Origin of the sequence: Geobacillus sp. DSP4a, from assembly GCF_013096875.1 — a bacterium.
GTDB lineage: Bacteria > Bacillota > Bacilli > Bacillales > Anoxybacillaceae > Geobacillus > Geobacillus thermophilus.
Map to the genome: position 1 here is coordinate 1 of NZ_SDLD01000017.1, position 24,499 is coordinate 24,499.

Here is a 24,499-nt window from a genome sequence, read left to right on the forward strand (position 1 = left end):
TCATACGGAACGACCAGCGATGGTAAAAAAAGGATAGCCATCGCTCGTTGTGTTGGTCAAAAAGTTATTCTGAAAAACTAAATAAAAAATCCTTTGTTTTGACCTTGTTAGGGTGCGAAATGTGAGTCTTAACGAAAAGTATTTACAAAGGTAAAATTTTGATAGGGAACATTTCTAGAGGGAGGAGCGGACGGAAGTGAGAAAATGGGTGCAGAAGGCGGCAATCGGAATGCTGTTGGCTGCGGCTGGATGGCTTTGGATGCCGAGTTCATCAATGGTCAAGGCGGAGGATTGCGGGGAGCTTGTCGGAACGGAAAAAGTGTGGTGGGACGGCGTTGAACTGAAGCCCGGGCAAATCGGCCGGTTGACGGTCACAGCGCCGACAGAGCTATGGTTGTCGAACAAAGCAGTGAAGACGCTGCCAAGCGGCGCGGTGTATCGCGTGTACGCGCTAGGCGGCGGGTATTTCGAGGTCGGCCGAGGATATGCGATTAAGAACGATGCCCGCGTCCGCTATGAAACGCCGTCAAAAGAGAAATTGGCCGCTGCTTTATGCGTGCAGCAGGCGAGGGCAAACATGGCGGATGTCACGATGAACGGGGTGGCGATCGGCGACTCGCGTGCGAAGGTCGAATCGATGTACGGCAAGGCGAAGCGGAAGACGAAAAACGCCTACGGCCTATATTGGGAGACGTATGATCAGGGCGGTTACAAAAACTTTTTGATGGTGAGCTATGACCGTGATCGGGTGGCGGCGATGTACACGAATCAGCCGATTGTCCAAACGAAAAAAGGAACGGGCATCGGAACGGCGAAAACGGTGGTGGAAGCGCGCTACGGCCGGCCGCTCGCCTTCATCCAAAAAAAGGATGCCGTCTACAACATTCAAAATGACGAATACGGGATCTATCTTGTCAACGGCCGCTACGTCACCTTCTTTTATGACCGGTACAACAACAACCGGGTGGATGGCGTGCTTGTCGTCAATCGGGCGCTCGAGGATGAAAAGCCCGGGTTTTACGGAACGCCGACGGAGGAGCTGCGCACGGCCTATGAATATCAAATTTTTGATTTAGCAAACGCGGCGCGCCGCTTGCACGGGCTTCCGGCGCTCGCGTGGGATGCGAAGGCGGCGGCGGCCGCCCGTGAACATAGCGAAGATATGGCGGTCCATCACTACTTCTCTCATACGAACTTGCAAGACCTGTCGCCGTTTGACCGCCTGAAGCGCTGTGGCATCGCGTATCGCGTGGCGGGAGAGAACATCGCCTACGGACAATACGATGCGATTTTTGTCCATGAAGCGTGGATGCACTCGCTCGGTCATCGGCAAAACCTTTTATATCCGGACTTTACCCGCCTCGGCGTTGGGGTGGCGTTCAATTCATTTCATCAACCCTACTACTCTCAAGAGTTTTATACTCCGTGACCGCGGATGATGTTTTCGCTTCTACAGAGCGTCCCAACCTTGCTGGGACGTTCTTTTTTTTTGACTAAATAAATGGAAAAGGGTTCCCCTTTTTGTAGAAGTTTGTCGTATAATAGAATCAGTGTCAACAAAATGATAGAAAGAGAGGAAAATAGGACTAGTGGGAAAAGCGAAGAACATCATCCGCATTGGGATCGGGGCGGTGTTGGCCGCATGGACGGCGCTGCAGGCGGCAGAAGCGGATGCCGGAGCGAATGTCGTCTACTGGGAAGGCATGCGCCTCGTGCAGGGGCAGATTGGAAAATTGGAGATCGTGAAACCGATTAACCTATGGAAACGGGAAAACGGGGCGCTGACGTTTGTCCGCGTGTTGCAGCCTGGAGAACAGTACCGGGTGTATTCGTATGACGAGGCGTTTGGCGGCCAATACGGGGTTGGCGGTGGATATTACGTCACCAATATCAAAGGGCATGTTGTGTATAAAACGCCGTCAAAGGAGAAGCTGAAGCTTGTCAATCCGGGGAAGTATGGGGCAAGGCAGCTGGCGGTCGGCACGGTGGTAAAGGAGGTGTCGACGCGCATCGCCTCCGGGGTGGAAAAAGAGGAAATGGAAATCGTCGGCGCGCGCGGCAAGCAGCATGTGTACAAGCTTGACATCGATACGTCGAATGAGAGGCTGGCCATTGAGACGGCGCTGTCCAATGATCAAGTGCTTGGCATTGAACCGGTGCTTGAGCAGGCAAAACGGTACGATGGCCGCGACGGAATCGTACTGGCGGCGGTGAACGGCGATTATTTCAAAGAGGATGGTTCGCCGACCGATTTGATGGTGCACCGGGGAGAGATCGTGATGACGAATACAACGCCAACGGCGGAACGGACGATTTTTGGCATCAGCGCTGATGGAAAGCCGATGATTGGAAACCCAGATGTTCAAATTGGCGTTCGAATTGGAGAAGGAGGCTCATATCCCGTCGATGGCATCAACAAGCCGCGGCGCGCTCATCAGTTGATTTTGTACACCCCGTATTTCGCTGCCTCCACGAAAACGAACGCTCTTGGGACGGAAGTCGTGCTGACGAATGTACAAGGGGTGTTGAACGGGAATGGAACGGTCACTGCAACGGTGAAGAAAGTGGTAGTCGGTCAAGGCAATGAACCGCTTCAACCTGGAGAGCTCGTGCTATCGGGCCACGGCCGGGCGAGCGACTATTTGCGGCAGGCGAAAGAAGGGGATGCGGTGGAAATTTCCATTCAGTATGACCAGCCCGAATGGAATGGGGTGAAAGAAGCGCTTGGCGGCCGATACCGGTTGGTGGCGGATGAAAAAGTGCAGTCGTTTTCGATTGAAGGGGTCCATCCGCGTACAGCCGTCGGCATTGACAAGAACGGAAATGTCATGCTCGTCGTTGTCGATGGCCGCCAGCCTGCTCATAGCCAAGGCATGACGTTGAATGAGCTGGCCAAACTGTTGCATGAGCTTGGCGCCGTCGATGCGATGACGCTCGATGGCGGCGGTTCTTCGACATTTGTCGTCCGACAGCCAAACGGGCAGCTCAAAGTCGAAAACAAGCCGTCTGATGGATTCGCACGGCCAGTGGCGAATGCGCTTCTTGTTGTGTACAAAGAGACGCAAGAGAACGGGGAAAGCGAAGAAGTGCTTGATGACTTTGAAACGGAGTCGAAGTGGAATGCATCGGGCGTCAACTATGTGGGGGCGGCGGTCGAGCGGACGACAGAAAAGGTGAGAGAAGGAAAGCAGGCGCTGAAAATTTCATACGATTTCCGCGGGATGCCAGGGACATCCGGCGTCTATGCTAGTCGGGAGGAAGCGATTTGGATTTCGAAACGGCCGCAAGCGATTGGCATGTGGGTGTATGGAGACGGAAGCGGCCATTGGCTGCGCGCCCAGCTGCGGGATGGAAGCGGGCGCCGCATCTGGATCGATTTTGCCCGCCATGTCGATTGGATCGGTTGGAAATATGTGCAGGCCGCTGTGCCTAGCGATGTCGCGCTTCCGCTCATGCTGGAGATGCCGGTGCGTTATATGGAAACGGATATCGGACGGAAAAACGCCGGAGCGATTTACATCGACGGCCTTCGCGCCATCTTCCGCTGATGGGCGCGCCTCCCCTGCTCGCCTAGAAGGATGGTGAATGAACAAGGGATGTTGCTCATCGATAGTGGTTCCGAAATCGAGAAAGTCCTTGCATGCTGCTCTTCTAGAAGGCCGGTGAAAAACGGCTTTCACGCGCAAATCAGTGGCATTTCGCCAAAAAAGAAGGTTGCTTTCGCAGGGTTTTTCTAATTGGGAAAAACTGGAAATAGCGGTATTTTGCACTAAATCACCAGCCTCCTAGGCATTTGCATTTCTCTGAAAAGTATTGTATATATGTGGATAGGCAAACCGCAAGGGAGGCAAAAGCTTGGCGATGGACGAACAAACGTTGTTGGAGCAGTTGCGGAAAAATCCGCCGAAGCTGGTCGGAGGATATAAAAAACAAGGATGGGCGATCAAAGTGTTGGAGAGAATCGCCAATCCGGATGTGGAAGACGAAGGGGACGGTCGGGTGACGGCCAAAGCGGTGCTGCGGGCGCAAGACGGCACGTATTACCCGGCTTTTTTGACAATTGACCTCCATCAACAAGGAAGAGTCGTCGGCGTCTATTTTATCGCCGAAAACAAGGAACAGTTCGATTTGATTCCGTTCGAATGGGCGAAAGAGTTTCTTGGAAAGCCAGAACAGGCCATCATTCCGTTTCGCTACCGGACGCTAAGCAAAATCGACGGCGACAAACAGCAAACCCATTGGCCGGACTTTCGTTGATCAAGGCTGGCTCTGACAGTCAAAAAGGTGGCTGAAGAGTCGGCCTTATTTCACGCTTTGAAGGGCTTACGTTCGATTTTTTTCAGAACATATTTTCATTTTGTGTCTTTTCCAGTAAAATTGAAATACATGTTTTATATTTTTGTAGATAGCAGGTGAAAGTGTGAGGAGAAAACGGAGAAAAGCATTTTCCATCATCGGATGGCTGGCGGTGTTTTGGTTGTCGTTTTCGCTGTTGACTGTTCAGGCGGAAGCGGCCTCGTTCCCGAATGTGGAGAGGCTTGAACAGCATGCCGCCCAGCTTGAGCGGGCGATGAAAGCCAATCAATGGTCCAAGCCGTACCGTCTCTTGAACCAAGTCAAACGCGATTATGAGGCGGCAAAAAAAGAAGTGGCGCGCGTGCGTCCGCAAACGGCAAGGGCGCAGTTGGAAAAACGGATCGCGGCCGGAGAACAGACGATGAAAAAGGCTTCTGCCTATATCAGCGCTGTCGAAAGCGGGGAGCGATTGCGCGCCTTGACGGCCAACGTCGACCGGGCGCTGCGGACGGGGGATGTGGATGTCGTGTATGATTCCTATGCCCCGTTGCAATACCAAATTCGCAAAACAGCGATTCTCATCGGCCGTGTTCCGGGAGTGTCGCTGCGCGAAAAGATGGAAGGATGGTTTCAACGCCCGGCTTTGGCTGTCAAGCAGCGTGCGTATGATCCCATCAATATTATGCAAGCCATGGACAAGCTGCTTGATGCGTATGATGAAGGGGATATCGCGCGGGCGGAGCGGTTGCTGTCGCTTTGCGACCGGTGGCTGCCAAATGTGGTGGATGCGGCGACGCGCAAGCAGCTGGCGGTGTATATCGATGATTTTAAAGCGCCGGTTGTCTTAGATGTCGATATCGAATAAACTGGCGCATGTCGGGAGAGGAGAGACGGATATGAAGGTGATTCAGCGATGGGCGGCGGCTCTTATGTTGCTTGCGGCTTCATTTTCGGTTTGGAGTCCGCCGGCGGAGGCGGCGGCGGCTTCGGCGTCAACGAAGGTGCTCGAAGAAGTGCGGAAAATTGTCCGCCAGTATTATGTGGAACCAGTGAGCGATCAAGTGCTGAAGGCGAGCACCCCGCAAGATATTGTCAAACAGCTTGACCCGTATTCTGCCTATATGACAAAGGAAGAATACGAGGAATTTTTGAAGTGGATTGATATGGAGTCTGTCGGCATCGGCGTGATGATTGAGGAAGATGAGAACGGCGTCCACATCATGTCTGTCTTGGACAATGGGCCAGCCGCCCGCGCCGGACTGCAGCCGGGCGATGTGATTCAGGCTGTTGACGGGCAGCCGGTAACGAATGAGACAATGGAAAAAGTATTGAGCTTGATCGCAGGGGAAGAAGGAACGACGGTGGCCGTAACCGTTTGGCGGCCGTCGACCGAGGAAACCGTCAGCGTCACCATCAAGCGGGAAAAAATCGACTGGCCGAACGTGGAGTTCAAACGGCTGGCAGGGAATATCGGCTATATTCAGCTATATAGTTTTGATGAGACAGCGCCTGGCGAGATCGAACGCGCCATTCGCTCGTTAAGCGGGGTGAAAGGGTGGATTTTTGACCTCCGCGACAATCCGGGGGGATATGTGGAAACGGCGCAGCAAATCGCCGGCTTTTTCCCGAATGTGAAACAGGCGTTTCAGTTGCGCGACCGTTCGAATCACCCAGAAGTGTATGCCGCTGTCAAACAGCCGGTGCAAATGGCGGGTCCGATCCGGCTGCTTGTCAACGCGTCGAGCGCGAGTGCGTCGGAAATGTTGGCGGCGGCGGTGAAGGAGCAAAAGGCGGCCGTTTTGTATGGGCAACGGACGTTTGGCAAAGGATCGATGCAGGAAATGTTTGAGCTGTCGGACGGCAGCATGTTGAAGTTGACCGTCGCCCACTTTTTCTCGCCAAAAGGGACGCCGATTCATCACGTTGGGGTGAAGCCGGATGTGCCGACGGTTGTTGGGAAAGAGCTGTATGCCGCTCACCGCGATTTGCTGATTGGGCAGCTGAAAGGGTATCAGTCGCTCGGCAAGCTGCGCAATGCGCCGGTCGATAAGACGTTTGTCGTCCGCTTCTCTCGTCCGCTCGCCAATACCGCGGTAAGCGGAGTAAAATTGTATCAATTAGGCGGACAGGAAGTAGCGGTGACGGCGCAAATCCGCCGGGGGACGGAGCTTTTGATCAAACCGGCAGCGAAGCTGGCCAAAGGGCAGAGCTATTTATTGGTCATTCCGCCGGTGTTGAAAAGCAAAGACGGCGTGGCGATGAAAAAAGGTGCTTACATGGAGATTCAAACCGCTGCTTCTGCGAAATAAGGCTCTCCCGTCGAGATGGGTTGGATAGCCGTCGTTCTTGATGATGCAATGTTCGGCTGTTGCGTCTAAGGCTCAACGGACAACGGGAGCGCGGTCGTTTTGAACGGAACGATGCAAAGAAAGCTGGCCTCCATCGGTCGTTTGGCGACCATGGGGGCCAGCTTTTTGCCGGTTACTCCTCGCTTGATTGCGTTTCTTGCTTTTCGCTCTGTGCCGGGGAGGATGGGATCGTCACCTTCCAGGACGTCCAATCCGGTTCTGCTTTGCGCAGCAATTCCGGTGGGAAGAGGAACGTCCATGGTTTGCTGGTGTGGGCTTTCACTTCCAGATGGCACGGAAATAATCCGCGGGCGACGATATCGCCAGCATAATCCCGCACTTCAAGCGGGATTTGTTCAAAATGGATATGTTTGTCGCTGCCGTTGCGAATGAGCAACGTGACGCCTAGTTCACCGGAAGGCAGCTGTTTCGCTTCAATGCCCATGAAGTTCACCTCTCCGGGAGCGGGAGGCGGAACCGAGTCAACGAGGGCTTGCAGATGTTGGCGCTGCTTGGCCGACAGCGTCTGCTCCCAGCTTTCCTCTAGGTCGAGCCGATGCCGCGGTGTCAGTTCAAAGGCGATCTTCCATCCATCTTGAGGCAACTGATCGACGAGCTTGTCCTCGGCGGCGAACAAAAACCGCCACGGGCGGGCCGTCATCGGCGGCAGTTCGCCGAAAGGGCTCATATCAAACTCTTTGCGGGCGATCGCCGTGCCCTCCTCGTCAAGCAGCAACAGGCGGATTCGTTCAAAGCGAACCGGCTTCGGCAGCGTGTTGCGCAAAATGGCGACAGCGACAAACCCATCGTTGTATTCGACCAGCTTGACGCCGGAAATGGAAATTTGGTTTGGCTGAAGCGGCGGCAGCTGTTCGTGGTAAAAGCGATAGACGTACGTTTCCTCTGGAGACAGCTGCCAGTCCGGATGAAACGACAGCGTCGTTTTCGTTCCGCCCTCCGGCTGTTCGACATGCTGCGCCGGCAGCTCGGCCTCCGGTTGTGTGCGTTGTTTTCGTCGGAAAATCATAGGGAACCTCCTTTACGAGGCGGCGTGCTGCGCCGCGGTTATGGTTCGTTCGCGGCGACGGCCGCTTCGTCATCGATGACAAACTGGCTTTTCAAATAGTTCATGGCTGTGGTGCAAATGCCGGCGTCGATCGCTTGCTGCAGCGCGACGAATTCGCGGTAGGCGTCCATTTCAAAGGCGCGGTACGGATCCTCTTGGCCGTAGCTGCGCAAATGAATCCCCTCTTTTAATACATTCAGTTGATTTAAGTGGCGAATCCAGTGGGCGTCGATGGTTTCAACCATCAAATGCTTAAGCCGCATCGTTTGTTCTTCGTCGCACGGAAGATCGGCGAGCGCCGCTTCAAGCGATTGGTATTCGTCCCAAACAAGTTGGGCGATTTCTTCTTTTTGCTTATGGCGAAGATCATCAATCGGATAGGCAAACCGGAAAAAGGCACGGCGCAGCTCGTTGTGCAGTCCTTCGATGTTCCACTCTTCAAAAAAGACGTTTTCCGGACAATAACGGTCGATCGTTTGCGTGATATAACGCTGAATGTGCCGAAGGAGCTCGGACAGCACCTCTGCTTGCTTCAGCGCCAAGACGCGATCGCGCATATGGTAGATGACTTTGCTTTGTTGGTCGATCACGGTGTCCAATTTCAATAAATGCAATCGCGCCGAATAATGGGCGTTTTCGATCGTTGTTTGCACTTTTTGGACGAACTTGATCGGGTCGGGCGACACGATGAGCCCGGTTTCATCCGTCTTGACTTTGCTTCGCCATTTTTCCAGCTCCTCTTGATCGTACAGCTGAAATAAATCATCCTCCAGCGAAATGATAAACTGGGAAGACCCCGGATCCCCTTGGCGTCCTGCCCGGCCGCGCAGCTGCATATCAATGCGATGGCTTTCATGCCGCTCTGTGCCGATGATGTGCAGCCCGCCAAGTTCCTTGACGCCTTCTCCAAGCAAAATGTCGGTCCCGCGCCCGGCCATATTGGTCGCGATCATCACTTGCCCTTTTTGCCCGGCGGTCGCGATGATGCGCGCTTCTTCTTCCTCCGTTTTGGCATTGAGCAGGTGGTGAGGGATGCCTGCTTTCGAAAACGCCGCTGACAACCGTTCCGACTGTGCGACCGATGTCGTGCCGATGAGAACGGGACGGCCGATGGCATTCATTTTTTTCACTTCGTCGATAATTTTCCGTACTTTCGCCTCGTACGTCTGGTAGACGAGGTCGTCCCAGTCGGTGCGGCGGGATGGCCGGTTTGTCGGAATCGTAATAACGCGCAGCCGGTACGTTTGCCAAAATTCTTCTTTCGACGGCGTAGCGCTGCCGGTCATCCCGGCTAGCTTCTCATACATGCGAAAATAGTTTTGGATCGTAATCGTTGCTTGGATGTCGTTTTCTTCGGTGATTTCCACACCTTCTTTCGCTTCAATGGCTTGATGCAGGCCGTCGCTGAACGAGCGTCCTTCCATCACCCGGCCGGTGAACGGGTCAACGATCATCACTTTGCCGTTTTTGACGATGTAATCGACATCCCGCCGCATGATAAACCAAGCGCGCAGCGACTGCATCGCATGATGGAGCAGCACGTGATGCTCCCAGTCGTATAGATTGTCGATGCCAAACGCCCGCTCGATTTTTTGCGCCCCTTCTTCGGTGAGGAAAATTTGTTTCGTCTCCAAAGACCGTTCATACTCTTTTCCTTCTTCGAAGGTGCGGACGATGCGCGCCATAATCGGGAACAATTCGGCTCCGATTCCCGATTTATTGGCGATAATGAGCGGGGTGCGCGCTTCGTCGATTAAAATGCTGTCGATTTCATCGATGATGGCGTAATACAGCGGGCGCTGCACTTTATCTTCGAGGCGGTACACCATGTTGTCGCGCAAATAATCAAAGCCGAACTCGGTGCCGGTGCCGTACGTGATATCGGCCGCGTACGCTTCTTTTTTCTCGCTGGCCGTCATTTGCGACACATTCAGGCCGACGGTTAAGCCGAGAAAGCGGAACACACGGCCCATTTGTTCGCAGTCCCGGCGCGCCAAATATTCGTTGGCCGTAATAATGTGGACGCCTTTTCCAAGGAGGGCGTGCAAGTAGCTTGGCAAAGTGGCCGCCAACGTCTTTCCTTCCCCGGTCTGCATTTCGGCGATGTTTCCTTCATGCATCGCCAATCCGCCCATCAGTTGCACGTCGTAATGGCGCAGACCGAGCACGCGCCGCGCCGCCTCCCGGACGACGGCAAACGCCTCGGTTTTGATGTCATCGAGCGTCTCGCCGCGTTCGAGCCGTTCTTTGAAGACAACCGTTTTTTGGCGCAGTTGTTCATCGCTCAGCGAAGAAATGGTTGGTTCCCATTCATTGATTTGCGCCGCCAGCTTGGCAAGACGCTGCACGTCTCGCGCGCTTTCGTCAAATAGTTGCTTTACTTTTGCAAACATATGTCCATTCCTCTCCTAGACAGGCATGATTCACACCAAGTGCTCTAAAACCTAATTATAGCACAAGATGTTTCCTGTGGAGGGAGGATGTAAAATGTGGAATCGTTCGCCGGATTGGCGCTCGAGCTTCTCGCGGCAAGGGAAAAAGAAATTTTCCATCCTTGGGGACAAAAAAGGGGTGTAAAAAAAGATTGATTTACTCATCGTATATGGTAACATAAAGATGATGTGTGTTTCCGCGATTTTATAAGGCCAAGGTGATTGCATATGAATATGGAAGCATTTGCCGCATGTTTGGCTTCGTTTATCACAGTATTGGTCATCACCCCGTTCGTGATCAAACTCGCGGTCAAAATTGGCGCGGTCGATCGGCCGAACGGGAGAAAAGTGCATACAAAAGTCATGCCAAGGCTTGGCGGATTGGCCATTTTTATCGGTGTCGCCGTCGGCTATTTTGTCGGCGGGGTGTATAAAGAGCAAGTGACGGGGATGACGGTCGGCGCCATCATCATCGTGCTCGTCGGGATGCTCGACGATTTGTACGAGCTGTCGCCAAAAGTGAAGCTGGCCGGCCAGCTGCTGGCGGCGTTCGTCGTTGTTGCTTCCGGGCTGAAGGTCGATCTTTTGACCGTTCCGTTTGTCGGCACGTTTGAGTTGGGGCTGTGGAGCTACCCGATCACGATATTTTGGATTATCGCGATTACGAACGCCATCAACTTGATCGACGGGTTGGACGGATTGTCCGCAGGCATTTCCGCCATTGGAATTGCGGCCATTGCCGTCATGGCGGGCATGGCGGGCAAAATGCTCATTTTCACGCTCTGCTTGATCATCTTGGGCAGCGTCATCGCGTTCTTGTTTTACAACTTCCACCCGGCGAAAATTTTCATGGGGGATACCGGCGCGTTGTTTTTAGGATATGCGATTTCCGTCCTGTCGGTGCTAGGGCTTTACAAAAGCGTGACGCTCTTCAGCTTCGTCGTTCCGGTGATCATTTTGGGTGTGCCGATTTTCGATACGACATTTGCCATTATTCGCCGCATTGTGAATAAAAGGCCGATCTCGGCGCCGGATAAGTCGCATCTTCATCATCGGCTGCTGGCCCTTGGCTTTTCGCATCGCAACACGGTCTTGCTCATTTATGCGTTTGGCTTGATGTTTGCCATCAGCGCGATTTTGTTCTCCGCCTCGACGTTATGGCAGTCCATTCTCATCGTCTTTGCCTTGATCGTCTTCGGGGAACTGCTGGCTGAACTGATCGGCTTGGTCAATGATCAGTACAAGCCGTTTATGACCTTTATTCGCAAGCTGCTTCGGGGAAGCCGAAAAGTATACGGAAATGACCGATAAATAGCAAATGGGCCGTTTGTGTCATGAAAGGGACAAACGGCTTTTTTCAGGAATGACCCGTCTTTGGAAAATTATACCCTTCTTTTTCGTTGTTTATGCAGCTTCTGCCGTTCCTTCGCTGATTTTTTTGCGGCAAGGCCAAGATTGCCACAAAACTGTCATTATATATTGACGCCGCAAATGTGATAAACTAAACATGTTTATTCTACATATTTTTTGGATTTGGAGGAACTTGCGATGAACGTGCCAATGTTGGATTTAAGCGAACAGTATGAACAATTGAAGCCGGAGATCATGCGCGTATTGGATGAAGTGATGCGCTCCTCTCGCTTTATTTTAGGAGATTATGTCAAAAAGCTAGAAGCAGATATTGCTGCCTACAGCCGGGCGAAACACGGAATCGGCTGCGGCAACGGAAGCGATGCGATACATATTGCTTTGCAAGCGGCCGGCGTCGGGCCGGGCGATGAAGTCATCACAACGGCGTTCACCTTTTTCGCGACGGCAGGATCGATTGCGCGGGCCGGCGCCAAACCGGTGTTTGTCGATATCGATCCGGTGACGTTCAACATCGATCCAGCGCAAGTTGAAGCGGCGGTGACGGAGAAGACGAAAGCCATCATCCCGGTGCATTTGTACGGGCAAATGGCGGATATGGAGGCGATTGCCGCGATTGCCAAGCGGCATGGATTGGTTGTCATTGAGGACGCCGCCCAGGCGATCGGCGCGAAATACAACGGGAAATGCGTTGGCGAGCTTGGGACGGCGGCGACGTACAGTTTCTTCCCGACGAAAAACTTGGGCGCCTACGGGGATGGCGGCATGATCATTACGAATGATGACGAACTGGCCGAAAAATGCCGGGTCATCCGCGTTCATGGCAGCAAGCCGAAATATTACCATCATGTACTTGGCTACAACAGCCGCCTCGATGAGATGCAAGCGGCGATTTTAAGCGTCAAATTCCCGCATCTGGATCGGTGGACGGAACAGCGGCGCAAGCATGCGGCGACGTATACGCGCCTGCTCGAGGAGGCGGTCGGCGACCTTGTTGTGACGCCGAAAGAAGTCGACGGGCGCTATCATGTGTTCCATCAATACACGATTCGAGCGCCGAAGCGCGACGAGCTGCAAGCGTTTTTGAAAGAACAGGGGATCGCGACGATGGTGTACTATCCGCTGCCGCTGCATTTGCAGCCGGTGTTTGCTTCGCTCGGGTATAAGGAAGGGCAGCTGCCGGAGGCGGAAAAAGCGGCGAAAGAAGCGCTGTCGCTGCCGATGTTCCCAGAGCTGAAAGAGGAGCAGCAACAGTACGTTGTCGAGAAAATCGCGGAATTTTACCGTCATTTCGCTTGATCGTCCAGCCGGCCAAAGGAAATGTCACTTGCGCACAGCAATGGCGTTTTCTTTGGCGTTGGATCATTTGTTTTGTTCACAACACTTTGTTATTTTATGATAAGGGATGGTGGCCGGATTGACGGCGGAAAAACGACCGTTTGTGCTGTACGAATATTTGCGCTTTTTTTGGCAGCGAAAATGGTGGTTTCTTGTCGTTCCGCTTGCGACGATCGTGTTGACCGTCATCGCAGGGCGGCTTTTGCTGCAGGGGGAGAAGTATACGGGGAAAGCTGTCATATTTACGGGATCAATTGACGTAAAAGAGTTGACGGATCCGAAAAATATAGAAGCGAAGTTTCCAGATGTGAAAAACTTGGATGTCGTCGTTCCTGAAGAACAGTACGTGCAAATCACGGTCAAAGGCGACAATGAACAAGACGTGAGTCGAGAATTGAAGCTTGTTGTGTCGGAATACAGCCAGGGGCTCAAGCGCCATTCGCAAGAGCGGATTGATGTCACCACGAAATACTTGCATGCGCTGGAAGAACGGGAGCGCGCCTTGCAGCAAAAAGTCGATTATTATAGCGAACAAATACAGTCGGGCCGCTTGAATCCGGAACAGCTCCATGACATCAGCGACTTGTTGGTTGAGTCGGAAAACAATTTGACTGAAGTGATGGAGCGTGTCAATCGCATCCGCGGCAATCTTGTCTTTTACGAAAAACCGGCCGTGTTGTCGGAAACGGTGGCGAAATCGAAAACGTATACGGGGCAGCTGATGGCCGTCGGCCTTGTCCTCGGCCTGTTTTTGACGATCGTTTGGCTCGTGCTTTGGAAGTATATATTGGACGCGAGGAGGTACTATTCTTCATGATCCGTTTTGCCATTGTCGGCATGGGGCATATCGCCAAAAAACATATCGATGCCATTGAAAAGGCGGACGGCGCCGAGCTGGCGGCAGTGTGCGACACGAATCCGGAACGTTTGCGCGACGTGTCGGACGTTCCTGTTTACACTGATATGGAGACGATGTTGAAGGAGAACGAACAGATCGATGTCGTCAACATTTGTGTTCCGTCTGGATTGCACGCGCGGCTGGCCAAGCTGGCGGCCCGCTATCGCCGTCATATCATTGTGGAAAAGCCGATGGCGCTCCGTGTGAGCGACGCCGAAGAGATGATCCGCGCGGCGAAAGAATACGACGTGAAGCTCGCGGTCGTTCATCCGAACCGCTTTCGTCCGGCTATTCGGAAGCTGAAAGAGGCGATGGAGCGCGGGATGTTCGGAAAACTGAGCCATGCGAACGCCACGGTGCGCTGGAATCGAAATCAAGCCTATTATGACCAGGCGGCGTGGCGGGGGACGAAAGAGTTTGACGGCGGCGTCCTGATGAATCAAGCCATTCACAATTTGGATTTGCTGCTTTGGCTGATGGGGCCGGTCAAGGCGGTGCAAGCGATGGCGGCGACAAGGCTGCGCAAGATTGAGACGGAAGACGTCGCGGCGGCGGTCGTCGAGTTTGAAAGCGGGGCGCTTGGCGTCATTGAGGCAGCGACGACGATTTATCCGCAAAACTTGGAGGAATCGATCGCCATTTTCGGCGAAACGGCATCAGTGAAAATCGGCGGCCGGACGGCCAACTTTATCGAAACGTGGGAAGCGGAAGGCGTCAGCGAGGAAGAACGGGCAAAGCTCATCGATGAGATCAACGCCGACCCGTTTGGCAAGCCGGGGCACCAATGGATCATTGAAGATATGGTGCAAGCGATTCGCGAAGACCGCGAGCCGATCGTCACGGGTTTGGACGGATTGGCTCCTGTTCGGCTGATCGAAGCGATTTTGCGTTCGGCGGAAACGGGGACAAGAGTGCAACTATCTGAGTAGAAAGGAATGAGAGGAATGAACTACGCGGAACGGCTGTTGCAAAAATTTGAGAAACGCGACGCGGTCATCGGCGTGGTCGGGCTTGGCTACGTCGGGTTGCCGCTGGCAGTCGAAAAAGCAAAAGCAGGGTTTCATGTCATTGGCTTTGACATCCAACAAAGCCGCGTCGATCAAGTGAACAATGGGATCAACTACATCGGCGATGTCGTCGATGAAGATTTGCATGAGATGGTCAAACAAGGGCGGCTTGTGGCGACGACCGATTACGCCCGGATCGCGGAAGTCGATGCCGTGGCGATCGCGGTGCCGACCCCGCTCGATGAGCATCATCAGCCGGATACGTCCTACGTCGAAAACTCGGCGAAGGAAATCGCTAAATACGCCCATGAAGGGATGCTTGTCGTGTTGGAATCGACCACCTATCCAGGCACGACGGAAGAAATCGTGAAACCGGCGCTGGAGAAAAAGGGGCTCGTCGTCGGGGAAACGGTGTTCGTTGCCTATTCGCCGGAGCGGGTTGACCCGGGCAACAAGCAGTTTAAGACGAAAAATACGCCGAAAGTCGTCGGCGGCGTGACAAAGACGTGCACGAAAGTGGCAGCGGCCATGTATCGAGCTGTGCTTGAAGGCGATGTCCACGAAGTGTCGAGTCCGGCGGTGGCGGAAATGGAGAAAATTTTTGAAAATACGTTCCGCCATATCAACATTGCGTTGGCGAACGAAATGGCCATTTTGTGCGAACGAATGGGCATTGATGTCTGGGAAGTCATCGATGCAGCGAAAACGAAGCCGTACGGATTTATGGCGTTTTATCCGGGGCCGGGGCTTGGCGGCCATTGCATTCCAATCGACCCGTTTTATTTGACATGGAAGGCGCGCGAATACAACTACCATACGCGCTTGATCGAGCTGGCCGGAGAAATCAACAACGCCATGCCGGAATATGTCGTCAACCGCGCGATGCTCATTTTAAACGAAGAAGGCAAGGCGCTGTGCGGTTCGAAAGTGACGGTGCTCGGCGTCGCCTACAAAAAAGACATTGATGATGTGCGCGAATCGCCAGTGTTGAAAATCGTCGAGCTGCTCGAGCAATACGGAGCGGAATTTGCGGTCGTCGACCCGTATGTTCCGTCGTTCCGGGCGTGCAACCGGGTGATTGAGACGGTCGAGCTGACGCCGGAACTGCTTGCACAGTCAGATCTTGTCTTGATTACGACGGATCATTCCAACATCGACTATGAAATGGTCGCTCGTCACAGCCGGGTCGTGTTTGACACACGCAATGCTATGAAAGATGTGTCGAAACCGGCCAAATACGTCAAATTGTAAGCGAAGGAGACGAAACCATGAACGTTGTCGATCCCTCTGTTGTTTGCGGTGAACGTGTCGAAATCGGCCATTTCACGGTCATCGAGGCGAATGTCAAAATCGGAAACGACGTTAAAATCGGACATCGCGTCACGATTCACGAAGGAACCGTCGTCGGCGACGGCGTGACGATCGCCGACGGAGCGGTGCTCGGCAAACCGCCGAAGCCGGCGAAAACGAGCACCGTCAAGCTGTCGGGCGAGCTGCCGCCGCTTGTCATCGGCGACCATTGCACGATCGGCGCCAACGCTGTCATCTATCGAGGAGCAGTGATCGGCGCCTACACATTGATCGCTGATTTGGCGAGCGTGCGCGAAAACGTGCACATCGGCCAATATGTGATCGTCGGGCGCGGGGTGTGCGTCGAAAACCACGTCCAAATCGGCGATCGGACGAAAATCCAGTCGAACTCCTACATCACGGCCTACACGACGCTCGAAGACCATGTGTTCATCGCCCCGTGCGTCACGACGACCAATGACAACTACATGGGGCGGACGGAAGAACGGTTCGCCAAAATCAAAGGGGCGACCGTCAAGCGCGGGGCGCGCGTCGGAGGCGGAGCGATTTTGCTGCCGGGCGTGACGGTGGCGGAAGAGACGTTTGTCGCCGCTGGGGCGCTCGTCACAAAAGATACGGAACCGAGGACGGTCGTGAAAGGATTCCCGGCGCGCTTCAGCAAAATGGTCGACGAGCGGGAGTTGTTATAAATTGTTCTCGGCATTCAAGCGTTTAGGAGCGGACTCGCTCCTTTACGCGTTTATGAACGTCGGCACGAAGCTGATTGCCTTTTTGATGTTGCCGATTTATACAAGCTATTTGTCCAAGGCGCAGTACGGGGCGGTCTACTTGATCGACCAATGGACGTCGATGCTGACATTTCTCGTCATTTTCGGTACGGATTCGGCGCTCTCTTTTTACTATTACGACACGGACGACAAAGAGAAGCGCCTTTTGTATGTGCGCAACGTCATGTACTTCCGGCTGTTTGTCGTCGCCATCTTATTTTTGGCTGTCGTTTTGGCCGGTCCGTGGATCGCAGGCGCGCTGTTTCAAGAACCTCGCTATGTCGATTTGCTGTACATCAGTATCGCGACGTTGCTGCTCGATACGATTTTCGTCATGGCGACGACGGTGCTGCGGTTTGAATTTCAGACGAAAAAAGTCGTGATTTGGACGCTCGTGAAAATGCTGCTTGTCGCTGTGCTGTCGTATGCGGCGCTCCGGTGGTTCGCGGCGACGCCGGAAGGGCTGCTCATCGGCCGGCTCGTGAGCAGCGCGCTCGTGTTTTTGTTGATGCTGCATTTGACCGTAAAGTATATGGTGTGGCGCGTGCGCTTTGACGTGTTAAAGGAGCTGCTTGCCTACGCCGCCCCGCTCGTGCCGACTTCGCTCGCCTTTTGGGTGATCGCCAACGTCAGCACGTTTTTCATCCAACGGTTTGCGTCGTTGGAGGAAGTCGGGGTGTTTGGGGTTGCCTTGCGTCTCGCGACCGTGATCACGCTCATCACGAGCGGCGTGCAGATGGCGTGGCGTCCGTATTCGATGTCGATGAAAGACCGGCCGGAAAGCCGTGCGCTGTTTGCGAAAGTGTATATGGCGCTTTTGCTCATTGGAGCGTTTGGGCTGCTTTTGATCGCCACGGCGAGCCCGTGGCTTGTGGAAACCTTTTTCAAACCGGAATATCGCGATGCAGCGTCCTATATCCCGTTTTTATCGGCCGTCACGTTTTTGAACTTTTATTATCTGATTGTTTCCACCGGCTTGTTTTTGACAAAGGAAACCGGCTATATTTCACGGGTGTTCACGCTAGCGGCGCTTCTTCATCTTGCGTTGAACGCCGTGTTGGTGCCGCTTTGGCTCAGCTGGGGGGCGGTCGCGGCCAGCCTCATTACGTATATTGTCGCTGTGGCTTTCATTTTTCGCAAAAGCCAGCAAGTGTATCCTGTGCCAGTGTCATGGAAAAAGATGGCTTTGGTTTTGGTCGGCACATTGCTCGCCCTCATCGTCATCGTCTACGTTCAGCAGGCGTCGCTTGCTGACGGCTGGGTGCTCGCTGGTTGGGGCTTGTTTGCCGCCACGCTCTTTGCCAGCCGGGTTGATCGTGATTTGCGCCGTCCGGTGCGCACGATCGAGGATGAAAATGCGCAAAATACTTGATAACCGCTCATCTGATCTAGGAGGTGTTTCGGATGAAAATCGCCACCGTGTTAGGCGCCAGACCGCAGTTTATCAAGGCTGCCCCCGTCTCGCGCGTCTTGCGAAAACAATATACCGAAGTGCTGATCCATACCGGGCAGCACTATGACCCGAATATGTCGGCCATTTTTTTTGAGGAGTTGAATATTCCGACGCCTGACTACTATCTTGGGGTGGGTTCAGGCAGCCATGGAAAGCAAACGGGCGAAATGCTGATGAAAATTGAAGAAATTGTCATGCAAGAAAAACCGGATTATGTGCTCGTCTATGGCGATACGAACTCGACGCTCGCCGGCGCGTTGGTCGCTTCGAAGTTGCACATTCCGGTCATCCACGTCGAAGCCGGGCTGCGCAGCTTCAACAAGCAGATGCCGGAAGAAATCAACCGCATCATGACCGATCATGTCTCCGAGCTCTTATTTTGTCCAACGGAGACGGCCGTGGAAAATTTACGAAAAGAAAATATTACGCGAAACGTCTGGAATGTCGGCGACGTCATGTATGACGCCATTTTGTACAACAAGGAGCTCGCACAGCGCCAATCGACGATTTTGGCTGATTTGTCGCTGGCGGAACAATCCTACTACTTGATTACCATTCACCGAGCAGAAAATACCGATGACCCCGACAAATTGAAAGCCATTTTGGCTGCTTTTGCGGACATCGACGGGACGAAAGTGTGGCCGATTCATCCGCGGACGCGGCATAAGCTTGAAGAGTACGGCTTGGACGCTTCGGCGATTCCAGGGCTTCGGCTGATCGATCCGGTCGGTTATTTGGACATGCTTCGGCTAGAGAGCGGCGCGAAAAAAATCATCACCGATTCAGGCGGCGTGCAAAAGGAGGCGTATTTCTTGCGCGTGCCTTGCGTGACGGTGCGCGAACAAACCGAATGGGTGGAAACGCTCAAAGGCGGGGCGAACATCTTAACCGGCACGGACCGCGAGAAGATCGTCGCGGCGGTCCACAAGGAAGTCGCCCCTGTTTATGCGGACGTCTTTGGCGATGGGCATGCGGCGGAGAAAATCGTGGCGGCGATCGGACAGCGATAAGGGTGCGTCGGCATGTTGGACGTGTTGATCTGGTTGATTGTTCTTGTCGCCTCCACCTTGATGTTTCGCTATGCAGCGGGGACGCTTTCATGGAAGGCACCGAATCTCGTGTCGATTGTGTACTATTACTCGTTCCTTCTGTCGAGCTTCATCGGCGCGCTGCTGATCGCATTGGGAATGGATGATTACTACATGATTCGCAAGTTGTTTCGGCCCGAGGAATACCGGCAGATCGGGTTTTTCGTCGTCAGCTTCGTTATGATCGTGTTCCCGCTGTCGATGGTGGTCGTTTCAAGGCTGTGCGGATTTGAAGCCAGGCAGGAGTTTCGCGCCTATTTGCAAAAGCCGCTTTCCCCGTTGGCCGGAGCGACGGGCAGCCAAGTGTTTTATGCGTTTTTGGCGCTGTCGCTGCTCAGTTTTGCCGCCATTGCGTATATGATTTGGAAAACGCCGACGATTCCGGTGTTTGCGCTCTTGACAGGGACGGATGAGAGCTTGGCTGCGTTGCGCATTGAGGCGTCGCGCCATTTTGCCGGAAACGTGCTCGTTCGCAATATTTTTGCCATTACGCTCACGCCGCTTTTGTCGTTTATCGCTTATTTGTTTGCCGAGCTGACGCACGAGTGGCGGTGGAAGCTACTGTTTATCTGTCTGTTTGTCGGGGCGGTGTTCGTCAATGTGTATGATTTGGCCAAATCGCCGATTTTCTTTTATGTGATGATGTTTTTCCTCATTCGCATTTACATTGGAAAAACAAGGCTGTCGGCGGTGAAACTGGCGCTGTATGGGGGAGTGGGGGCGGCGGTGCTCGTCGGCATGTACATCGTCATTCAAGGGGTGCAAGATGCCACGACCTTTTTGTCTTACAACAAGGGCCCGATCGGCCGCATGATTTTGGCGCAAATCGCGCCGACGTTTCTTCATTTGAATTTGTTCGGCGAAGCGCTGCCATTTCTTTATGGAAAAAGCTTGCCCTCGATTTTAACAGGGTTGTTTGACGTCGAGAACGTCCGCTCCGCCCGCCTCGTGATGGCGCACGTGTTCCCGGAGCGGATCGAGGATGGAACGGGAGGGGTGCTCAATACGCTCTTTGTCGCTGAGGCGTATGCGAACTTTGGCTACGTTGGAATCGTCATCGGCACGCTGTATGTCGGTGTCGTGACGCAGCTGTTGTACATTGGGTTTCTACGGCTGCCAAAAAATCCTTTGTTTTTAAGTTTGTTCGTTTATTTTTCCGTTAACATCCCCCGCACGCTCGTCGGTGGGTTCACCGATTTTTTGTTCAATCCGACCTGGGTGCTGATCGTGGCGTTGTTTGGCGGAATGGCGTTATGGCTGCGGGTGCAGGGGGATTTACGGGCATGGTTTGCAACGAAAAGGCGAATCACTGATGAGGGATGAATGATGAAAACCGTATTGATTTATTACCCGTTTTCACTCGCCGCGGAACGAAACAGCGGGTCAAAGCTGCGGCCGTATGAAATGCATCAGGCGTTTTTGCGTTGGGGAGCGAAAGAGGGAGTGGACGTTCTTCTGATCGCCGGCACGTCAGCCGAGCGGGAGAAGCAATTTCAAGAGCTCCGCAGCCAAGGCAAGCTCGATGATGTCTGGTTTTGCTATATGGAAAACCAGACGATTCCGCTTTGGCTCACTGACCCAGGACACCGGCCGCAACGTCCGTTCGTCGACCGGGACGTTCTCCGCTACTTGAAAGCCCGCAACGTTCCGATCGGCGTCTTTTACCGCGACGTCTATTGGAAGTTTCCTGATTTGTATCCGCTCCGTGGTTGGAAAAAAGCGGCCATGCAAATGATGTACCGTTGGGAAGAACGGTTTTACGAGCGGTACTGCGATGTCATCTTTTTGCCGAGCCTCGAAATGGGAACATATGTCGCGATCCGCCGCCCGATGGTTGATTTGCCGCCGGGTGGGAAGCAAAAGCCGTTTCAGCGGTTCGGGACGGCGAAACAGCCGCTGAATGCCATTTATGTTGGCGGCATCAACAATGCCGACTATGGGCTTTTGCTCCTGCTCGAGGCGATTCGCTTGGCAAACCGCCGCAAGCCGCTTGTTTCGCTCACCGTCGTCTGCCGAAAAGACGAGTACGAGCGGCAGCCGCTTGCGGTGAAAGAAGAGCTTGCCGCCTTGCAAGTGCGCGTCGAGCACGTCAGCGGCGAAGCGCTCGACCGTTTGTATGCGGAGATGGATTTCGCCTTCATCCCGCGGCGGCGGAGCGAGTACAATGATTTTTCCGTTCCCGTCAAGCTGGTTGACTATCTGTCGAGCGGCCTGCCGATTGTCGCCACCGCTTGCTCAGCGCAAAAGCGGCTGATTGAAGCGGATGGGTACGGCGTCATTTGCGACGACAACCCGTCGTCGATGGCAGAAGCGATCGCCAAGATGGCGGACATGCTCGAGGAGTGCCGCTTGCGCATTGAGCAGACGTTTATGGCGAAACATTCGTGGGAAGCGAGAGTGGAAAAGGTGAAAGAAACGTTGGTGGGGGGCCTCCGATGAAAGTCGCCTTATTGGCTCCAAGCAAATCGATCCATACGCATAAGTGGGCCCGCTTTTACCAAACGCAAGGCATTGATGTGAAAGTCGTGACGTTTAAAGACCATTACGGGCCGGAGCAAGCGAAAGAAGTCGAGACAGTCGTGCTGCCGAAATGGCTGCCGGGGAAGTTGTCGTATTTTTCCACTGTCTTTTCATTAAAGCGGCTGCTCGCTTCGTTTCGACCAGATATTTTGCACGCCCATTATGCCTCCAGCTACGGGTTGATCGGGGCGCTTGCGGGGTATCATCCGTTTTACGTCTCCGTCTGGGGGCGCGACGTGTATCAGTTTCCGAATGCCAATCGTTGGAACCGACGGATGCTTGAATATACATTCCAGCGTGCGGATGTCATTTGTTCGACAAGCCGTGTGATGGCGAAAGAAACCGGAAAGTATACGGACAAACCGATCGAAGTGACGCCGTTTGGTGTTGATGTCGCCCGCTTCAAACCGTTGCCGAAACAGCCGAAACGGACCGTGACGATCGGCACGGTGAAAGCTCTTTCCGACAAGTACGGGATCGCCGATTTGATTCGGGCGTTTGCCATTGTGCACGAGCGGCATCCGCAAACGGAGCTGTTGATCGTCGGCGACGGGCCGCAGCGGAGTGAATACGAGGAGCTGTGCGCCCGCCTCGGCATCCAATCCGTGACGACGTTTGCCGGCAAAGTTCCGAACGAACAAGTGCCGCTGTATATCAATCAAATGGATATTTTCGCCGTGCCTTCGACTGAAGACAGCGAAAGTTTTGGCGTTGCCGCCGTCGAGGCGATGGCGTGCGGCGTTCCCGTTGTCGTCTCCAACGTCGGCGGGCTGCCGGAAGTCGTCCGTGAGGGAACAACGGGGTTGATCGTGCCGAAAAACAGTCCGGAAAAGCTGGCGGAGGCGTTCGAACGGCTGCTGCTTGATGAGAGGCTGCGGCAACGAATGGGGGAAAACGGCGTCAACCATGTCCATGAACATTACGATTGGACGGAAAATGCGATGCGCATGATCCGATTGTATGAGCAAACGTTGAAAGGCGGTGGAGGGAGTCGATGAGGAACAAAGCCGTCATATCAGCCGCCGCGGTTGGTGCTCGTTTGTTGCCGAAAGCGGAGGCTAAGTCGCGAAGCCGGCGGCTTTCCGTTGGCAAGCTCATGATGACCGTCGGTTCGCGGCAACGATTATCCATCCAAGGACAGCGGGACGATGCCAGGGGGGCGTTTCCCCTTTTCCACGCCTCGTTTGCGCTCGCCTCTTGGCGCTCGAAATGGAACGTTCGTTTGCGATTTTTTGGGAAAGTGGTGTGGAGCGGGCCATGAGGATCATTTACCTATGCCAACACTTCCCGCCGGAAACAGGCGCACCGCAAATTCGTGTGTATGAGGTGAGCAAGGAGCTGATCAAACGGGGGCATCAAGTGGAAGTGCTCACGGCGTTCCCGCATCACCCGCACGGCGTCATCCCCAAGCCATACCGCGGCCTGTTTTATTTGTTCGAACAATGGGACGGCATTCCCGTTCATCGGACATGGATTTATCCGTCGCCAAAGGGGAGCTTTTGGAAACGGCTCGCTTCGTATTTTTCGTTTACGTTCAGCTCGTTTTATTCGCTGCTTGTGAAAGCGAAGCCGACGGATGTGATCATTTGCAATTCCCCGCCGTTGTTTTTAGGGATCACCGGGTACGTGGGCGCGAAGTTGAAACGGGCGAAGTTTGTCTTCAACGTCGCTGACATTTGGCCGGAATCGGCCGTTGAGCTCGGCATTTTGAAAAATCGGCTGTTCATCCGAATGGCGAGATGGCTCGAGCTGTTTTTATACCGGAAGGCTTGGAAAATCGCCGCCGCGACGGAAGGCATTCGCGATTATATGATTGAGCAAGGGAAGGCGCCCGAGGATGTCTTTTTATTGCCGAACGGCGTCAACACGGATGTGTTTCGCCCGCTGCCGAAAAACAAGAAGCTGCTTGCGGAATTAGGGCTCGAAGGAAAAGTGGTGTTTACGTACGCCGGAACGATGGGATACGCCCAAGGGCTCGATTCGGTGCTGCGGGCGGCGGCCATCGTCAAAGCAAAAGATGAACGGGCGCATTTCCTGTTTGTCGGCGACGGCCAAGAGCGAGAAAAGCTGATGGCGTTAAAAGAAGAGCTCGGCCTTGACAATGTGACGTTTTACGGATCCGTTCCGGTTGAGAAGATGCCGGAGATTTTCTCCATCACCGATTACAGCATCGTTTCGCTGCGCAACATCGATTTGTTTAAAGGGGCAAGGCCGTCGAAAATTTTCCCGGCGATCGCCACCGGAACCCCGGTGCTGTATTGCGGCGAAGGGGAGAGCGCTGAGATTTTAGAAACATATCATTGCGGAAAAATCGCTCCTCCAGAAAATCCTGAACAGATCGCTGCAGCGGTTCTCGAGTTGCTTTGCCTTCCGAGCGAGGAATACGAAAAGATGGCGGAAAATGGGCGCAAGTTGGCGGTGGAGCAATACTCATGGATTCGCATTGTCGACGATTTGCTTCACGCCCTTGGCGATGAAACAAAACGCGAATCCGTTTGGCCGACGGAACAATAAAAAAGAAAAGGGTGTCCCGCTCATAAGCAGGATGCCCTTTCCTTTATGTGAAAAGCGGCTATGTTTCCATTTGGAAAGATATTTTCCGACCGC

Annotated in this window: 20 protein-coding genes; 18 read left to right on the top strand and 2 right to left on the bottom strand. The window is 53.8% G+C overall.

Annotated elements, in window-relative coordinates:
* The first annotated feature begins 196 nt into the window (after positions 1–196).
* From ETC02_RS07675 to ETC02_RS07695, 5 genes are all read left to right on the top strand, one after another.
* Positions 197–1,429: a CAP domain-containing protein gene (locus tag ETC02_RS07675; RefSeq protein ID WP_171698168.1), complete on the top strand. Its 1,233-nt coding sequence runs from the start codon at positions 197–199 to the stop codon at positions 1,427–1,429.
* Between the two features lie 160 nt (positions 1,430–1,589).
* Positions 1,590–3,548, top strand: coding sequence for a phosphodiester glycosidase family protein (locus ETC02_RS07680; RefSeq protein ID WP_171698169.1), 1,959 nt, complete (start codon positions 1,590–1,592; stop codon positions 3,546–3,548).
* 307 nt (positions 3,549–3,855) lie between these two features.
* A complete protein-coding gene (locus tag ETC02_RS07685) occupies positions 3,856–4,257 on the top strand; it encodes a hypothetical protein (protein WP_063329641.1) in 402 nt (133 codons plus the stop codon).
* 163 nt (positions 4,258–4,420) lie between these two features.
* On the top strand, positions 4,421–5,161 hold the full coding sequence (locus ETC02_RS07690) for a hypothetical protein (RefSeq protein WP_014196810.1): 741 nt from the start codon (positions 4,421–4,423) through the stop codon (positions 5,159–5,161).
* 31 nt (positions 5,162–5,192) lie between these two features.
* The gene (locus ETC02_RS07695; RefSeq protein WP_171698170.1) at positions 5,193–6,605 is read left to right on the top strand and encodes a S41 family peptidase; all 1,413 of its coding nucleotides are present in this window, start codon (positions 5,193–5,195) and stop codon (positions 6,603–6,605) included.
* A 172-nt stretch (positions 6,606–6,777) separates the two neighbouring features.
* Here the strand turns inward: ETC02_RS07695 and ETC02_RS07700 are convergent, their stop codons facing one another.
* Positions 6,778–7,671, bottom strand: a complete 894-nt coding sequence (locus ETC02_RS07700) for an accessory Sec system S-layer assembly protein (RefSeq protein WP_050367837.1) — start codon at positions 7,669–7,671, stop codon at positions 6,778–6,780.
* A gap of 38 nt (positions 7,672–7,709) precedes the next feature.
* The gene (gene secA2 / locus ETC02_RS07705) at positions 7,710–10,103 is read right to left on the bottom strand and encodes an accessory Sec system translocase SecA2 (protein WP_050367836.1); all 2,394 of its coding nucleotides are present in this window, start codon (positions 10,101–10,103) and stop codon (positions 7,710–7,712) included.
* A gap of 267 nt (positions 10,104–10,370) precedes the next feature.
* On the opposite strand from secA2, the gene ETC02_RS07710 reads away from it, so the two are divergent.
* The 13 genes from ETC02_RS07710 (at position 10,371) to ETC02_RS07770 (ending at position 24,406) form a co-directional block, all read left to right on the top strand.
* A complete protein-coding gene (locus ETC02_RS07710; protein WP_150826008.1) occupies positions 10,371–11,453 on the top strand; it encodes a glycosyltransferase family 4 protein in 1,083 nt (360 codons plus the stop codon).
* Between the two features lie 237 nt (positions 11,454–11,690).
* Positions 11,691–12,809, top strand: a complete 1,119-nt coding sequence (locus ETC02_RS07715) for a DegT/DnrJ/EryC1/StrS family aminotransferase (RefSeq protein WP_033014895.1) — start codon at positions 11,691–11,693, stop codon at positions 12,807–12,809.
* 118 nt (positions 12,810–12,927) lie between these two features.
* Positions 12,928–13,665: a GumC domain-containing protein gene (locus ETC02_RS07720; protein ID WP_050368728.1), complete on the top strand. Its 738-nt coding sequence runs from the start codon at positions 12,928–12,930 to the stop codon at positions 13,663–13,665.
* Positions 13,662–14,675, top strand: a complete 1,014-nt coding sequence (locus ETC02_RS07725; protein ID WP_013524681.1) for a Gfo/Idh/MocA family protein — start codon at positions 13,662–13,664, stop codon at positions 14,673–14,675. Before ETC02_RS07720 ends, ETC02_RS07725 begins: the two co-directional genes overlap by 4 nt.
* Before the next feature lie 15 nt (positions 14,676–14,690).
* Positions 14,691–16,004, top strand: coding sequence for a nucleotide sugar dehydrogenase (locus ETC02_RS07730; protein ID WP_050367835.1), 1,314 nt, complete (start codon positions 14,691–14,693; stop codon positions 16,002–16,004).
* Positions 16,005–16,021: 17 nt separating this feature from the next.
* Complete coding sequence (locus ETC02_RS07735) at positions 16,022–16,753, top strand: N-acetyltransferase (protein ID WP_033014903.1); 732 nt, start codon at positions 16,022–16,024, stop codon at positions 16,751–16,753.
* 1 nt (position 16,754) lies between these two features.
* Positions 16,755–18,203, top strand: coding sequence for a lipopolysaccharide biosynthesis protein (locus ETC02_RS07740; RefSeq protein ID WP_033009507.1), 1,449 nt, complete (start codon positions 16,755–16,757; stop codon positions 18,201–18,203).
* A 32-nt stretch (positions 18,204–18,235) separates the two neighbouring features.
* The gene (gene wecB, locus ETC02_RS07745) at positions 18,236–19,294 is read left to right on the top strand and encodes a non-hydrolyzing UDP-N-acetylglucosamine 2-epimerase (protein WP_011232632.1); all 1,059 of its coding nucleotides are present in this window, start codon (positions 18,236–18,238) and stop codon (positions 19,292–19,294) included.
* Positions 19,295–19,306: 12 nt separating this feature from the next.
* Entirely contained in the window at positions 19,307–20,695 is a 1,389-nt protein-coding gene (locus ETC02_RS07750; protein WP_050367834.1) for an O-antigen polymerase, read from the top strand.
* Positions 20,696–21,811, top strand: a complete 1,116-nt coding sequence (locus tag ETC02_RS07755; protein ID WP_014196796.1) for a glycosyltransferase — start codon at positions 20,696–20,698, stop codon at positions 21,809–21,811.
* Complete coding sequence (locus ETC02_RS07760) at positions 21,808–22,890, top strand: glycosyltransferase (protein ID WP_014196795.1); 1,083 nt, start codon at positions 21,808–21,810, stop codon at positions 22,888–22,890. Before ETC02_RS07755 ends, ETC02_RS07760 begins: the two co-directional genes overlap by 4 nt.
* The gene (locus ETC02_RS07765) at positions 22,887–23,153 is read left to right on the top strand and encodes a hypothetical protein (protein WP_013146451.1); all 267 of its coding nucleotides are present in this window, start codon (positions 22,887–22,889) and stop codon (positions 23,151–23,153) included. The genes ETC02_RS07760 and ETC02_RS07765 overlap by 4 nt, the downstream gene beginning before the upstream one ends.
* Positions 23,150–24,406: a glycosyltransferase family 4 protein gene (locus ETC02_RS07770; protein WP_011232627.1), complete on the top strand. Its 1,257-nt coding sequence runs from the start codon at positions 23,150–23,152 to the stop codon at positions 24,404–24,406. The genes ETC02_RS07765 and ETC02_RS07770 overlap by 4 nt, the downstream gene beginning before the upstream one ends.
* Positions 24,407–24,499: the final 93 nt, after the last annotated feature.

What these genes read in the sequence shown, in the direction of transcription:
- ETC02_RS07700 (WP_050367837.1), bottom strand. Translation starts at nt 7,671, where the DNA reads ATGATTTTCCGACGAAAACAACGCACACAACCGGAGGCCGAGCTGCCG.
- ETC02_RS07760 (WP_014196795.1), top strand. Translation starts at nt 21,808, where the DNA reads ATGAAAGTCGCCTTATTGGCTCCAAGCAAATCGATCCATACGCATAAG.
- ETC02_RS07725 (WP_013524681.1), top strand. Translation starts at nt 13,662, where the DNA reads ATGATCCGTTTTGCCATTGTCGGCATGGGGCATATCGCCAAAAAACAT.
- ETC02_RS07755 (WP_014196796.1), top strand. Translation starts at nt 20,696, where the DNA reads ATGATGAAAACCGTATTGATTTATTACCCGTTTTCACTCGCCGCGGAA.
- ETC02_RS07735 (WP_033014903.1), top strand. Translation starts at nt 16,022, where the DNA reads ATGAACGTTGTCGATCCCTCTGTTGTTTGCGGTGAACGTGTCGAAATC.
- ETC02_RS07770 (WP_011232627.1), top strand. Translation starts at nt 23,150, where the DNA reads ATGAGGATCATTTACCTATGCCAACACTTCCCGCCGGAAACAGGCGCA.
- ETC02_RS07715 (WP_033014895.1), top strand. Translation starts at nt 11,691, where the DNA reads ATGAACGTGCCAATGTTGGATTTAAGCGAACAGTATGAACAATTGAAG.
- ETC02_RS07730 (WP_050367835.1), top strand. Translation starts at nt 14,691, where the DNA reads ATGAACTACGCGGAACGGCTGTTGCAAAAATTTGAGAAACGCGACGCG.
- ETC02_RS07765 (WP_013146451.1), top strand. Translation starts at nt 22,887, where the DNA reads ATGAGGAACAAAGCCGTCATATCAGCCGCCGCGGTTGGTGCTCGTTTG.
- ETC02_RS07695 (WP_171698170.1), top strand. Translation starts at nt 5,193, where the DNA reads ATGAAGGTGATTCAGCGATGGGCGGCGGCTCTTATGTTGCTTGCGGCT.
- secA2 (WP_050367836.1), bottom strand. Translation starts at nt 10,103, where the DNA reads ATGTTTGCAAAAGTAAAGCAACTATTTGACGAAAGCGCGCGAGACGTG.
- ETC02_RS07710 (WP_150826008.1), top strand. Translation starts at nt 10,371, where the DNA reads ATGAATATGGAAGCATTTGCCGCATGTTTGGCTTCGTTTATCACAGTA.
- ETC02_RS07750 (WP_050367834.1), top strand. Translation starts at nt 19,307, where the DNA reads ATGTTGGACGTGTTGATCTGGTTGATTGTTCTTGTCGCCTCCACCTTG.
- wecB (WP_011232632.1), top strand. Translation starts at nt 18,236, where the DNA reads ATGAAAATCGCCACCGTGTTAGGCGCCAGACCGCAGTTTATCAAGGCT.